This window comes from Bradyrhizobium sp. B097, from assembly GCF_038957035.1.
Classification (GTDB): Bacteria; Pseudomonadota; Alphaproteobacteria; order Rhizobiales; family Xanthobacteraceae; genus Bradyrhizobium.
Genome location: NZ_CP152412.1, coordinates 1,943,840 through 1,956,752 on the forward strand (window position 1 = coordinate 1,943,840; position 12,913 = coordinate 1,956,752).

Annotated in this window: 12 protein-coding genes; 6 read left to right on the plus strand and 6 right to left on the minus strand. The window is 64.1% G+C overall.

Annotated features, from left to right (window positions below; genetic code table 11):
* Positions 1-280 precede the first annotated feature (280 nt).
* The 3 genes from AAFG07_RS08965 to AAFG07_RS08975 form a co-directional block, all read right to left on the minus strand.
* A complete protein-coding gene (locus AAFG07_RS08965; protein ID WP_342726946.1) occupies positions 281-1,342 on the minus strand; it encodes an ABC transporter permease in 1,062 nt (353 codons plus the stop codon).
* A complete protein-coding gene (locus AAFG07_RS08970; protein WP_342726947.1) occupies positions 1,339-2,865 on the minus strand; it encodes a sugar ABC transporter ATP-binding protein in 1,527 nt (508 codons plus the stop codon). Before AAFG07_RS08970 ends, AAFG07_RS08965 begins: the two co-directional genes overlap by 4 nt.
* A gap of 64 nt (positions 2,866-2,929) precedes the next feature.
* A complete protein-coding gene (locus AAFG07_RS08975) occupies positions 2,930-3,895 on the minus strand; it encodes a sugar-binding protein (protein WP_342726948.1) in 966 nt (321 codons plus the stop codon).
* 241 nt (positions 3,896-4,136) lie between these two features.
* On the opposite strand from AAFG07_RS08975, the gene AAFG07_RS08980 reads away from it, so the two are divergent.
* The 3 genes from AAFG07_RS08980 to AAFG07_RS08990 all read left to right on the plus strand — a co-directional run bounded on the left by AAFG07_RS08980 (position 4,137) and on the right by AAFG07_RS08990 (position 6,427).
* Positions 4,137-5,408, plus strand: a complete 1,272-nt coding sequence (locus AAFG07_RS08980) for an ROK family protein (RefSeq protein WP_342726949.1) — start codon at positions 4,137-4,139, stop codon at positions 5,406-5,408.
* Positions 5,409-5,488: 80 nt separating this feature from the next.
* On the plus strand, positions 5,489-6,247 hold the full coding sequence (locus AAFG07_RS08985) for an SDR family oxidoreductase (protein WP_342726950.1): 759 nt from the start codon (positions 5,489-5,491) through the stop codon (positions 6,245-6,247).
* A gap of 39 nt (positions 6,248-6,286) precedes the next feature.
* A complete protein-coding gene (locus AAFG07_RS08990) occupies positions 6,287-6,427 on the plus strand; it encodes a hypothetical protein (RefSeq protein ID WP_342726951.1) in 141 nt (46 codons plus the stop codon).
* A 119-nt stretch (positions 6,428-6,546) separates the two neighbouring features.
* Here the strand turns inward: AAFG07_RS08990 and paaZ are convergent, their stop codons facing one another.
* Positions 6,547-8,574, minus strand: a complete 2,028-nt coding sequence (gene paaZ, locus AAFG07_RS08995) for a phenylacetic acid degradation bifunctional protein PaaZ (protein WP_342726952.1) — start codon at positions 8,572-8,574, stop codon at positions 6,547-6,549.
* 115 nt (positions 8,575-8,689) lie between these two features.
* On the minus strand, positions 8,690-9,481 hold the full coding sequence (gene paaG, locus AAFG07_RS09000) for a 2-(1,2-epoxy-1,2-dihydrophenyl)acetyl-CoA isomerase PaaG (RefSeq protein ID WP_342726953.1): 792 nt from the start codon (positions 9,479-9,481) through the stop codon (positions 8,690-8,692).
* 380 nt (positions 9,482-9,861) lie between these two features.
* Between paaG and AAFG07_RS09005 the strand changes: the two genes are divergently transcribed.
* Positions 9,862-10,836, plus strand: coding sequence for an AraC family transcriptional regulator (locus AAFG07_RS09005; protein ID WP_342726954.1), 975 nt, complete (start codon positions 9,862-9,864; stop codon positions 10,834-10,836).
* A gap of 39 nt (positions 10,837-10,875) precedes the next feature.
* Here AAFG07_RS09005 and AAFG07_RS09010 read toward each other — a convergent pair whose 3' ends face one another.
* On the minus strand, positions 10,876-11,112 hold the full coding sequence (locus AAFG07_RS09010; RefSeq protein ID WP_342726956.1) for a hypothetical protein: 237 nt from the start codon (positions 11,110-11,112) through the stop codon (positions 10,876-10,878).
* Positions 11,113-11,335: 223 nt separating this feature from the next.
* Here AAFG07_RS09010 and AAFG07_RS09015 point away from each other — a divergent pair, with 223 nt between their 5' ends.
* Together AAFG07_RS09015 and AAFG07_RS09020 are read left to right on the plus strand one after the other, a co-directional pair.
* The gene (locus tag AAFG07_RS09015; protein ID WP_342726957.1) at positions 11,336-11,776 is read left to right on the plus strand and encodes a hypothetical protein; all 441 of its coding nucleotides are present in this window, start codon (positions 11,336-11,338) and stop codon (positions 11,774-11,776) included.
* Positions 11,777-11,813: 37 nt separating this feature from the next.
* Positions 11,814-12,833, plus strand: a complete 1,020-nt coding sequence (locus AAFG07_RS09020; protein ID WP_342726958.1) for a DUF4424 domain-containing protein — start codon at positions 11,814-11,816, stop codon at positions 12,831-12,833.
* Positions 12,834-12,913: the final 80 nt, after the last annotated feature.

Consider the following 12,913-nt stretch of genomic DNA (forward strand, 5'->3'; position numbering starts at 1 on the left):
GTCCATTTTTGTCTCACGTCCCTGCCCAAAGCCCTTCGGCCTGGAACGTGCCCCGTCAATGTATCGATCCGTCAACTTGAGATAGAAACTGCGCGCACACCAAAGCCTTTCAAGACGGTGGTGAGGGCCTGCCCGCGGCCCCACCGGGTTCGGTGTGCAGGGCCAACGCGGACGCGAGCGTCGTATGCTTGATCAGTCTTGCGCATCGAACTCTCTTCCCCTTGTTCCTCTACCGAAGTCGCCGCGGCCATATTCCCGATCGTGGTTCTTCGCAGTCGAGTCATGCTTGATCGCCCGCGCTCGTCGGCAGCGCCGTCGCGCCGTGCGCAGATGCGCTTTGCAGAATTGTGGTTTCCTTTGCTCGAGGCGCCGTGCGGGCGAGGCCGGCCAGCGCCGCCTTGCGCCGCCGCCGGGCCTGCAATTGCTGATCCGCCAGCACGCCGATCAGAATCACGGTCCCCATCACCGCGAAGTTCAGGGAGTTCGGAATGCCGAGGATGTTCACGAGGTTCTGCAGCACCTGCAGCAGCGCCGTGCCCAGCACGATGCCGAGAATCGAGCCCTCGCCGCCGCGCAGGCTGCAGCCGCCGAGGACGGCGGCCGCAATCGCATAGAGTTCGTAGAAATTGCCGAAGGAACTCGGAGAGACCGAGTTGGTGTAGAAGACGAACATCACGGTCGAAACGCCGGCGAGGCCGCCGCTGATGACATAGGCGGTCGCGATCACGACATTTGTGTTGATACCGGAGAAGCGCGCCGCTTCCTCGTTCTTGCCCACCGCATAAAGCCAGCGTCCGTAGACCGAACGATGCAGCAGCACGCCGAGGATCAGCGCCAGGATGATCAGGAAGATGAAGGTGTTCGGAATGCCTGCGATATTGCCGGAGGCGATGTTGCCCAGCGTGCTGGCCTCGTCACCATAGCCGAAGCCGCGTGTCGAATCGCTGGTGTAATAGCGCGCGGCGCCGCGATAGATCAGCAGCCCGCACAGCGTCACGATGAAGGACTGCATTTTCAGCCGCGTGATCAGGAAACCCTGGATGCCGCCCAGCGCCAGCCCGCCCATCAGGACCAGCAACAGCGCGAACGGCCAGGGCACCTGATACGTCGTCAGCAAGTCGATGAAAACGACGCCGAGCAGCGCGAACATCGAGCCGAGCGAAAGATCGATGCCTCCGGTGATGATGACGAGACCTTCGCCCAGTGCGAACACACCGAACAGGCCGATCAGATTGGCCATGTTCAGCAAGTTCACGAACGACAGGAAGGCCGGATTGATCGCGCCGGTGATTGCGGAGATCACCGCCAGCAGCAAGAACAGGCCGAGTTCCTTCTTCATCATGGCGCAGCGGTCTCCAGGGTTTCGAGCGCCTGGCCGACCGCCAGCCTCAACACGTTGTATTCGCTGAACTGCTCGCGCTCGAGCACGCCGCTGACGCTTCCTTCATGCATCACTGCGACGCGGTCGGAGACGCCGATGACCTCTTCCATGTCGGAGGAGATCATCACGATCGCAACGCCGCGGTCGGCGAGGCTGCGCATCAGCGCGTAGATCTCGCTCTTGGCGCCGACATCGATGCCGCGGGTCGGCTCGTCGAAGAACATCACGCGCGGCTGCATGGAGAGCCACTTGCCCAGCACCACCTTCTGCTGGTTGCCGCCGGAGAGCGTCACGGCTTCGATGTCGATGCTCGGTGCCTTGATCGACAGGCGCCTCGCCTGTTCCTTCGCGATTTTGCGCTCGGATCCGCCGTTGACCAGCCACATCCGCGCATGATCCAGCAGGCTCGCGAGCGTCACGTTCTCCCGGATCGGCAGCTCCAGCACCAGTCCGGATTTCTTGCGATCCTCCGGCACGAGGTAAATCCCTTGCCTGATCGCATCGCGCGGCGAGGCGACACCGACCGGTTCGTTGTCGATCCTGATCTCGCCCCCCAGCAGCGGGTCGACGCCGAATACCGCGCGGGCGAGGGAGGTGCGGCCGGCGCCGACCAGCCCGGCGAGGCCGAGGATCTCGCCGCGCCGCACGGAAAGGTCGATCTGCCGGTCGGGAAAGGCCGTCGTCACAACGCCGGCGATATCGCAGCCACCCGGCTCTGGCGAGCGTGCCGGAGGTGTGTAGAGTGCCTTGAGGTCGCGGCCGATCATCAGCCGGATCATCGCGGCATGGCTCAGCTCGTCGCGCGCCAGTTCCCCCACGGTGCGCCCGTCGCGCAGCACCACGACGCGATCGGCGCAGCTCATGATCTCGCCGAGGCGGTGAGAGATGTAGATCACCGAGATGCCGTGGGCCTTCAGGTCGGCGATCACCTCCAGCAACCGCTCGGTCTCCGAAATCGTCAGGCTGGAGGTCGGTTCGTCCATGATGATCACGCGGGCATCGATCGAGAGCGCCTTGGCGATCTCCACCATCTGACGCTCCGCGATCGACAAATTGTCGACCAGCGTGTTCGGCGTGAAATCGGCGCCCAGCCGTTGCAGCAGCGGCGTCACGCAGGCGCGCATCTCCGCGTTGTCCACCAGCTTCAGCAGGCCGCCGGCGAGTTTCTCGCGCCCGATGAAGACATTGGCCGCGACGTCGAGATTCTCGAACAGGTTCAGCTCCTGGTGCACAAAGGCGATGCCGGCCAGGGTCGCCTCGTTCACCGTCATCCTTGCGTGATCGTTGCCGCCGATGCGGATCACGCCCGCGCTCGGCGCGATCACGCCGGCCAGCACGCGCATCAGCGTCGACTTGCCGGCGCCGTTCTCGCCGATCAGGCCCAGCACCTCGCCGCGGCAGACGTGCAGATTGACGTCGTCGAGCGCCCTGACGCCGGGATAGGTCTTGCTGATACCGCTGAGTTCGAGCAGCGTCTCCGCCATTCGGCATGTCCTCCTGCACTCCGCCCGGCGGCCTGTGGCGGCCGGGCGGCGAAGCCAACTGAAGTTACTTCTTCAGCAGTTCCTTCAGTTGCCCGGCGAACTCGGCGACGTTGGTCTTGCTGATCACCTTGGTCGGCACGATCAGCTTGCTGTCCTTCGGAATCCAGGACTTGTCGCCGTTCAGCGTCTTGATGATGTTGGTGGCGGAGAGATAGCCGAACTCGTAGGGCTGCTGCACGACTGTGGATTCGATCGTGCCGTCGGAAATGCCCCGCAGCGTCCGCTGGTCCTCGTCGAAGCCGACGATCTTCACCTTGCCGGCCTTGCCGGCGGCCTTCACCGCATCATAGATCAGCGGGGTCTCGTAGCTCCACAGGCCGGAGAGCAGCGCGATGTCGGGATATTTGACGAGCACGTTCTCCATGTTCGCCTTGGCCTTGGCAAAGTCCACCTGGTCGGTGAACACATCGACCAGCTCGACCTTGGTGCCGGCGATCGATTCCTTGATGCCCTGCACGCGCTCGCGGGCATTGTCGGCGTCCATCGTTCCGACGAACAGCGCGATCTTGCCGCCGTTCGGCAGCGCCTTCTTGATCTCCTCGCCTGCCTGCCGGCCTGCCGCGACGTTGTCGGTGCCGATATAGGCGAGACGGTTGCTCTGCGGCGCGTCGCTGTCTGTCGTGATCAGCACGGTCTTGGCCGCGACCTTGTTGAGCTCTTCGGTTGCATGCGGCGCATCGTCGACCGAGATCGAGATGCCGGCGACGCCGCGCACCAAGAGGTCGTCCAACTCGCGCCGCTGGCCGGCCGCGGTGCCTTCGTTGGTGACGATCAGCTCGATATTGTATTCCGGATGCTCTTTTTGCGCCTTCTCGAGCCCGCGGCCCGCGATGGTCCAGAAGTCGGCCGCAACATTGGTCACCAGCGCGATGGTCTTTTTCTGCTGCGCCTGTGCTATCCCTGTGGCCATCGCGAGCGCGGCTGCGCCCGCCAATAGCGGCACGATCAATAGTTTCATTGAGTCATTCATATGCACCTCCCTGTCGACACCCCCGGTGAGGGGTTTTCACGCTCGGCGCTTTTCACGCCTTATTTTATTCACGTAACTAATAAATTAGCGCGACAAAATGTCCAGTCAAGGATGCTGTTGCCCATAACTTCACGCAACAATAGTGCATCGGTGATGTATTGTTGCCACTATCGACGCCTTTTGACCATTATATGAGTTGCCCGCGTTGAATAACTTCATCAAGAGAATTAAAAAAGCCGATATGAATGAACAGCCCGAACCGCTGAGGCGTGCTTCGAGTTTGGCCCGCGGATCGAACCGCGGCCGGCTCGTCGAAGTCTTGCGGCGTCAGGGGCCATTGCCGCGCGTCGAACTCGCACGCAGCACAGGGCTGAGCTTCCCGGCCATATCGGCCATCACGTCGAAACTGATGGCGGAAGATCTGCTGTGCGAAGCCGTGACAGAGACGGCGACGTTGTGGCCCGACGATACCGACGAAGAGGATACGGATGGCCTGAACGGCCGTCGCCGCGGTCGGCCAGCGGTCTTGTTGACCCTGAACCCCGAGTTTGGCCGCATCATTGCGGTTTCGCTGCGCATGAATCTGATCGAGACATTGATCGCCGATTTCAGCGGCTCTGCCCTGGCGCAATCGCGGCTCGAGCTCACGACCCGCGGGCTCGATGCAGGCGCGTTGTGCGATCTCGTGACCGCGCAGATCGAGGCCATGCTCGATGAGACGGCCACGCCGCGAGACCGGCTGTTGGGAATCGGGATTGCGCTGCAGGGCATCGTCGATGCCGACACCGGCCGGCATCTGTGGAGCCCGGCGCTGTCGATCACCGACGTCGATCTGGCGACGCCGATCCGCGAGGCATTCGGCGTCGAAGTCGTGATGGCGAACGACGCGGTCGCGGTGGCGTTGGCCCTCGTGGCGGCCGAGCCGGCGCTGGCGCAGGGCCTCACGGCCACGCTCATGGTCGGTCACGGCATCGGCATGGGCATCGTTGTCGACGGTGAAGCGCGCTGGGGTGCCGGCGCGGGCAGCGAGATCGGCCATGTCAAGTTGACGCCGAACGGTCCGCAGTGCCGCTGCGGTCAGCGCGGCTGCATCGAGGCCCATCTCGCCGACTATGCGCTCTACCGCGACGCCCGCACCTTTCTCGATCTGCCGCCGGCGGTGTCGCAGCAACCATCCGAGGCGCAGATGGCTCTGTTGCGCGCGCGGGCACGCGCCGGCGATCCCCGTCTCGAACAGCTGTTCCGGCAGGCAGGCCACGCGCTTGCTGAGGCGGTCGCCACGACGATCTCGGTGCTGCGCCCGCATCATTTGATCCTTGCGGGTCCCGGCCTGCAGGCGTTTGACATGATGCGCAGTGCCTATGAGGAGCGGCTCGAGCAGGCGGTGTTGCCGTGGCTGCTCAAGTCCACGGCGATCCATGTGCGTCCAAGCGAGTCGGCGACGATTGTCGACGGCATGGTGCGGCGGACGCTGCGGGTGGTGGACCGAAACTACATGGAGACAACCGAGTGAACCTCGGGGGTTGTGGCTCCTGGCTTTGAGCCGCAGCAACGCAATCGACGCGCTTCAGGCGCCAAAGCGAGAGAATGCCAATGCAGGGTGCCATCTATCCAAGCCTCAAGGACCGGACCGTCCTGGTAACCGGTGGCGGTTCCGGCATCGGCGAGGCCATCGTCCGCCAGTTCATCAGCCAGGGCGCGCGGGTTGGATTCATCGATATCGATTTGACGTCCTCGGAGCAGCTGCTGTCCGATTTGGGAGCGCATGCTCGCGTGCACTTCGAGCACGCCGACCTGCGCGACATCGCCGCCTTGCGACGCGCGGTTACCGGCATCCGCGAGGCGCTCGGGCCGATCACCATTCTGGTCAACAACGCGGCGCGCGACGACCGTCACGCGATCGAGGACGTGACACCGGAATTCTGGGACGAGCGGATCGCCGTCAACCTGAAGCATCAGTTCTTCAGCGCCCAGGCGGTCGCACCCGACATGAAACAGGCAGGGGGCGGTTCGATCGTCAACATCGGCTCGGTGAGCTGGGTGATCGGTCAGGGCAACATGCCCTGCTACACCACGGCGAAATCGGCGGTTCAGGGCCTCACCCGGGCGCTGGCCCGCGATCTCGGGCCGCACAACGTGCGGGTCAACTCCATCCTGCCCGGATGGATCATGACCCGGCGGCAGCAGGATCTGTGGTTGACGCCCGAAGGTGTGGCCGAGCTGATGCAGCGCCAATGTCTCAAGCGCAAGCTCGTGCCTGACGACATCGCCCGCGTCGTCCTCTTTTTCGCCGCCGACGACAGCGGCGCCTGTACCAACCAGAGCCACATCGTCGACGGTGGCTGGGTCTAGCAGCCGCTGGTTGCGAGCGAGCGGATCCTGGTCGGGATCATGTCGGATGCGCTCGCCGCGGCGGTGCCGGCGGCGAAGCAGAAGCGCGTCCTCAAGCCGCTGACGATGAGCGTGTTCGGCATGCTGAACTGGCACTATATGTGGTTTCGCGAGGGCGGGCCGATGACCCGCGCCGAATAGGCCGAGTTCGTCGCGCAATTGGTGTTGGCCGGTGCCGCGGATGCGGCCGCCGCCCGGCCGCGCAGCAAGGCAAAGTCTGCCGGCCGAAGCCGGCAGGCCGCGTTGCTCTGAGCTGCGCGTTACGTCCGCATCGCGTTCATCGTCAGAAGTTCATAGGTCGCCGCGGTCTCGCCGGTCCCGGTCGTGATCTCGACGTCCCAGCGCACCTCGCCATACTGCTTGTTGCGCGGCGTCTTCTCCTTCGCGGTCAGCCGCACCTGGATTTGCTCTCCCGGCTGCACGGGTTTGACGAAGCGCAGGCTATCGAGGCCGTAATTCGCCAGCACCGGTCCGTAGTCGGGATCGACGAACAGGCCGGCCGCGAACGACAGCAGCAGGTAACCATGCGCGACGCGGCCCGGGAAGAACGGATGGCCCTTGGTCGCTTCCTCGTCCATGTGGGCGTAGAAGGTGTCGCCGGTGAAATGCGCGAAGTGCTCGATGTCGTCGAGCGTGATCTGCCGCGCCTTCGAGACCAGCGTGCGGCCGATCTCGAGATCGTCGTAGTGATAGCGGAACGGGTGCAGGTCACCCTCGAGCGTCGGGCTGCCCTTGAACCAGCGGCCGGTGACGCCGCTCAGCATCGCAGGCGAACCCTGCAACGCGGTGCGCTGCATGTAGTGCTGGAGGCTGCGGACGCCGCCGAGTTCCTCGCCGCCGCCGGCGCGGCCGGGGCCGCCGTGAACCATCTGCGGCATCGGCGAGCCGTGTCCGGTGTGCTCGGTCGCGCAGTCGCGGTCGATGATCGCGACGCGGCCGTGAAAACTGCCGATGCCGAACGCGAGCTCGGTCGCGGCCGGGATATCGTGGGTGTAGACCGATGCGACCAGGCTGCCGCCGCCGCGATTGGTCAGCGCGATGGCCTGGTCGAGATCGTCGTAGCCCATCACGGTGCAGACCGGCCCGAACGCCTCGATCTCGTGGACCGCGGTTGCGGCGAGCGGCTTGGGGCAGTGCAGCAGCAGCGGCGGGACGAAGGCGCCGCGTTTGGCGTCGGCGTCGACCAGCGCGAAGTTGTCGGGATCGCCGGCCACCAGTTCAGCCTCGGTGCGAAGCCTCGCCACATGGGCAAGCACATCGCTGCGCTGGGCGAGGCCGACCAGCGGTCCCATCCTGACCTTCTCGTTCTCGGGATTGCCGATCGTGACCTTGGCGAGACGCTCGCGCAGCGCCGTGATGACGGCGTCGATTTGCGCTGCCGGCGCCAATGCGCGGCGGATCGCGGTGCATTTCTGCCCGGCCTTGACCGTCATCTCCTTCGCCACCTCCTTGATGAAGAGGTCGAACTCCGGGCTTCCCGGCACGGCGTCCGGCGCCAGGATCGCGGCGTTGAGCGAATCCCGCTCGGCGATGAACCTGACGGCCTCGCGCGCGATGACCGGATGCCGTTGCAGCTTTTGCGAGGTGTCGGCCGAGCCGGTGAAGGACACCACATCCTGGCAGGTGAGATGGTCGAACAGGTCGCCGGTCGATCCGACGATGAATTGCAGGGTGCCTTCGGGCAGTGCGCCGGACTCGGTGATCATCCGGACCAGTTCGTAGGCGACATAGGAAGTGACGGTTGCAGGCTTGGTGATAACGGGAACGCCGGCGAGCAGCGCGGGCGCCAGCTTCTCCAGCATGCCCCAGCACGGGAAGTTGAATGCGTTGATATGCACGGCAACGCCGTGCAATGGCGTGACGATGTGCTGACCGGCGAATGCGCCGCCCTTGGAGAGCCCCTCGACGTTGCCGTCGAGCAGGTATCTGGTGTTCGGAAGCTCGCGGCGTCCCTTGCTGGCATAGGCGAACAGCGTGCCGATGCCGCCATCGACGTCGACCATGGCGTCGGTGCGGGTTGCGCCCGCATGGAGCGACAGTTTGTAGAGCCGGTCCTTGTGCTGGCTCAGATAGTCGGCCAGCGTCTTCAGCAGGCCCGCACGCTGGTGGAACGACAGCTTGCGGAGATTCCTGCCGCCGACCGTGCGGCCATAGGCGAGGATCTCGCGCATGTCGAGATCGCTCCTGGTCGCGAGCGCCACCACATCGCCGGTGACCGCACTATGAATCTCGGCAGCCGGTTCGCCGGGACCGGTCCAATGCCCACGGACGAAGCTGTTGAGCTTCATGACGGACTCTCCCGTTCGCGCGGCGCCGGATTGAGGCTGTGTCATTGAAATCGCACCCTTTGATCTGTGATCTATGTTGCGTCTTGCCGTGGCGGCGGAATGTTCAATTCTGCGTCTAGGCGCGTCCGACGAACCGCGGCGCGCGTTTCTCGAGGAACGCGGTCACGCCTTCGGCGAAATCCGACGTCCGCCCGGCGCGGCCCTGGAAATCGCGCTCGAGGTCGAGCTGCGCATCGAGCGTGTTGGTCTCGGACGCATCGAGCGCCTGCTTGATCAGCGCCAGGCCATCCGTGGGTTGCGTCGCGAGGTTGGCGGCGAGGGCGTGAGCCTCGGTCATCAGATCCGCATCCTCAACCATCTTCCAGATCATGCCCCATGACTGCGCCTGTTCTGCGGAGACAGGCTCGGCCAGCAGGGTCAAGGCACGCGCCCGGGCAGGTCCGACCAGCCGCGGCAGGAACCAGGTGCCACCGGAATCCGGGACCAGGCCGAGCTTGGCGAAGGCCTGAATGAACTTGGCCGACCGTGCGGCGATCACGATGTCGCAGGCAAAGGCGACGTTGGCGCCGGCGCCGGCCGCGACGCCGTTGACCGCGCATACGACCGGCATCGGGATGCCGCGCAGCTTGCGCACCAGCGGGTTGTAGAATTTTTCAATCCGCACGGAGAGATCCGGCGTCTCGCCCGGCGTGAATACGCCATCCGAAAGATCCTGGCCGGCGCAGAATCCGCGTCCGGCCCCGGTCAGGATCAGCGCACGGCAGGATCTGTCCTGCTCGGCGTCCGTCAACGCGGTGAGCAAGGCGGTATGCAGTTCGGCGCTGAATGAGTTCAGGCGATCGGGCCTGTTGAGCGTCAGGACGCGATATCCGTCGCGGATATCGGTCAACACCATATCGCTGACCATGATTACCTCCCGTTGCGGCTTCTGATGACCGAAGGTCGCGTGACCTGCGTCTGGATTACTATTGACCGTCCGGTCAGTCAATTATAAATATGCCACGCTCCGGCGTCGACGGCGTCTTCAGGCTTATCGAGCGAGGACAATTCTATTCCCGGTCGCGATCCCGCGCACGACGTTAGATGAGCGTCGCGCGCGCTGCACCAAGCCGCGCATTTGCGAAGCTTGTGCGCGATGCTTGACACTTGTCAGATCGAGGCATCGATGGAACCCGCGAAAGGTTCACGTTTGCAGCCTCGCTGCATGGCCCCCATGCTTCGATTTGCGCCGCCACAAATCAGCCGCATATGAACGGCGACCTCCGCCGCCATGAGGGCGAGCTGATAATGCAGTCGGGCGATATCACAGGGTTTCGGTTTTCGACTGCGCATTTCGGCGAGCGAGACCGCTTGCCGATCTTTCGCGAGCAGATCGGGCGGATGATCGTCAAGCTCGATCCGGAGCCGCTCGACGATGGCGCGTTTCATGCCGAAGCCAATGTGCGCGAATTGTCCGGGCTCGGCATCGGATCGTGGGCGTGCAGCAATCTCAAGATCGCAAGACCGCGCGAACTGCTCGACGGCACCGACGACCTGGTGCTGACGATCATCACGAGCGGCAACACCCGTGCTTCGCAGCGCGGCCGCGAGATCGAGCTCGGCCCGGGCCAGGCCGTGCTGCAGTCGAGCGCCGAAGCCGGCAACATGGTGGTGCCGGTGTCGCCGAGCCGCTTCGTCGGTCTCCGCTTGCCGCGCAAGGCGCTGGCCTCGCTGGTCAACGATCCCGAAGACATGCTGATCCGCCCTCTGCCGGCGAATACGGAGGCGATGCGCCTCTTGGCGCTTTACATCAGGGAGCTCGACGACAGCTACCAGCTTTCGACTCCCGAGCTGCGCGGCGCCGTCGTCAAGCATCTGATCGATCTCGGCGCGCTGATCATCGGCGCCAACCGGGATGCGGCGGTTGCCGCGGAAGACGGCGGACTGGCGGCTGCCCGGCTTGCCGCGGTCAAGGCCGACATCAGTGACAATCTCAGCTACGGCGACCTCACGCTGCCCGCGGTGGCTGCCCGGCTGAAGCTCACGCCGCGTCATATCCAGAGGCTGTTCGAGAGCGCGGGGTCGACATTCTCGGAATTCGTGCTCGGCCAGCGCCTGGCGCGCGCACATCATCTGCTGACCGATCCGCGCCACAGCCGCACCACCATCGGCACGATTGCATTCGAAGTCGGGTTCGGCGATCTGTCCTACTTCAACCGCACCTTCCGCCGGCACTACGGCGTGACGCCGTCGGATATTCGCGCGGTGCCGCGGCGTTCCTGATCGATCGTCCGGATTCCCGTTGTGCGGCCCGACCGCTCTCTACGGCTCTCCGCAACCAGGCACCTGCCGGATCTGTTCGATCAGCCGTTGGTGACGCTCTGCGGATAGCGCGCGCTCGTTCGCGCACATCAGCATGGCGACGCATGTCGCCTGCGGCGCGGAGGGCCAGGCGATGGTGCCGTCGATCGCGCCGTCGCATTTGAGGTAGGCGTTCTTCGCATCCCAACGGATCGCGCTGTCGGGTGCTGATGTCGCGGCTGCCGCGATGACCGCCATTGCAATGAGCGCGGCGGATCGCGGCGTCCAATGACATTGTTCGAGAAGGCGCTTGTCAATCTTCACGGCGATCGGAAGTCGCGCGCGGCACCGATCATTAAGGGCGCATCAGTGCGCTCGCAAGCCTATCGTCCGGCATGACGTGTGATGTCGAAGAGAAAAGATCGTGGTCATCGCGAACCTGTTGAGTGTTGGGCACACTCATTCAGGAAGGATTGCGCTCATGTCGGCTTCACTCATTCGATCAGCATCGGTAATTCTCTGTCTTCTAGCGGGAATAGCGCCGATCGCCACCGAGGCCGCGGGTGCGAAACCTGTGCTCAGTATCGAGAACGGATTCCAACAGACCGTTGCGGTCTCGGCCGGGAGCGAACTCTCGTTCGGATCACCGCGGCAATCGCCGATCCGGCCTGGTGGCACCGCCGCCGGCGAAATCACGATCTCGCTTGCGGCCGGCGCTGCCGCCGGCATTGCCAAGCTGCATGTTTTCGAGCGCAGTACTGTCCCGATCGGTTTCACGGTGACGGCCTGGCAGGGCCGGAAACCGATCGCTGTCGTCAAGCTTTGCGGTCATCTCGAGATGGACAGCTGGGTCGTGCTGCCGATCGAGACGACGCACGTCGACGTCTCCGATTTCTTCCCGGTCAAGGACGGATGCGACTGACTGCCGCGAGTTTCCTCCCCCAATCAAGAGAGAAGGAATGACCATGCCTCCGATGGCCAAACGCGCCTTTTGGGTTCTGCTTGCCGGGCTGATGCCCTGGTGCGCGCGAGCGAATGACACGTCCGCCGCGCTGGAAACCGGGGGACTTCGCTTCAAGCAGGACCCCGATATCGTGATGCGCTCCGAGGATTTGTTCATCTCCGAGAAGCAGATCCGGATCGTCTACCGGTTCTTCAACACCTCGGCTGCTGACAAGACGATCATGATCGCGTTCCCGATGCCCGACATCGCCGGCAAGGAGGGGGACGAGAATATCGGGCTCCCCACCGACGATCCCGAGAACATCTTTGATTTCCACGTCACCGCCGATGGCAGGGCGGCCGCGCCGCATCTCGAGCAGACGGCACTCGCGAACGAGGTGGACCAGACGGCGCTGCTGCGGAAGCTCGGAATTCCGCTGATGCCGATCAGGGGACCCGCGGGCGAGCTGCTCGACCGGTTGCCGAAATCGAACTGGCCGGAGCTCGTCAAGCTCGGTGTCGGCGCCATCGAGACCTACGGATCCGGTGGCCCGATGCAGGATCACCTGGTGCCGACCTGGACGTTGCGCTCGGCCTATACCTGGACGCAGACCTTTCCGGCGGGCCGGGAGATCACGTTCGAGCAGACCTATCGTCCGAGCGTCGGCGGCTCGGTGCAGACCATCATCGGCGCCGACAACTGGCGCAGCAATCCGGAGGCGCGAGAGTTCGTCGCGTCATATTGCATCGACGATGACCTGATCCGCACCATCGAGCGGGCGCGTGCGACGAAGCACGCTCCCTATCCGCCGTTCAGTGAACGGTCGATTGCCTATGTGCTCTCGACCGGCGCCAACTGGGCAGCGCCGATCGGCGACTTTCACCTCACCGTCGACAAGGGCGAGCCCAACAATTTCGTCAGCTTCTGTGCCGAAGGCGTCAAGAAGACCGGACCGACGCGCTTCGAAGTCCGGCACGCGAACTTCACGCCGTCGCGAGATCTGAAGATTGTCATCTTTGTTCCGAACCCGAACTAGCGCCAGCAAGAAGCAATGCAACGATTGGGAACATTGTTGTGTGATGTCGCATGCGTCCCAATCCCCCGTCGCATCCGTCC

Coding starts and splice junctions, on each gene's coding strand:
- AAFG07_RS08965 (WP_342726946.1), bottom strand. CDS start 1,342: ATGATGAAGAAGGAACTCGGCCTGTTCTTGCTGCTGGCGGTGATCTCC.
- AAFG07_RS08970 (WP_342726947.1), bottom strand. CDS start 2,865: ATGGCGGAGACGCTGCTCGAACTCAGCGGTATCAGCAAGACCTATCCC.
- AAFG07_RS08975 (WP_342726948.1), bottom strand. CDS start 3,895: ATGAATGACTCAATGAAACTATTGATCGTGCCGCTATTGGCGGGCGCA.
- AAFG07_RS08980 (WP_342726949.1), top strand. CDS start 4,137: ATGAATGAACAGCCCGAACCGCTGAGGCGTGCTTCGAGTTTGGCCCGC.
- AAFG07_RS08985 (WP_342726950.1), top strand. CDS start 5,489: ATGCAGGGTGCCATCTATCCAAGCCTCAAGGACCGGACCGTCCTGGTA.
- AAFG07_RS08990 (WP_342726951.1), top strand. CDS start 6,287: ATGTCGGATGCGCTCGCCGCGGCGGTGCCGGCGGCGAAGCAGAAGCGC.
- paaZ (WP_342726952.1), bottom strand. CDS start 8,574: ATGAAGCTCAACAGCTTCGTCCGTGGGCATTGGACCGGTCCCGGCGAA.
- paaG (WP_342726953.1), bottom strand. CDS start 9,481: ATGGTCAGCGATATGGTGTTGACCGATATCCGCGACGGATATCGCGTC.
- AAFG07_RS09005 (WP_342726954.1), top strand. CDS start 9,862: ATGCAGTCGGGCGATATCACAGGGTTTCGGTTTTCGACTGCGCATTTC.
- AAFG07_RS09010 (WP_342726956.1), bottom strand. CDS start 11,112: ATGGCGGTCATCGCGGCAGCCGCGACATCAGCACCCGACAGCGCGATC.
- AAFG07_RS09015 (WP_342726957.1), top strand. CDS start 11,336: ATGTCGGCTTCACTCATTCGATCAGCATCGGTAATTCTCTGTCTTCTA.
- AAFG07_RS09020 (WP_342726958.1), top strand. CDS start 11,814: ATGACCATGCCTCCGATGGCCAAACGCGCCTTTTGGGTTCTGCTTGCC.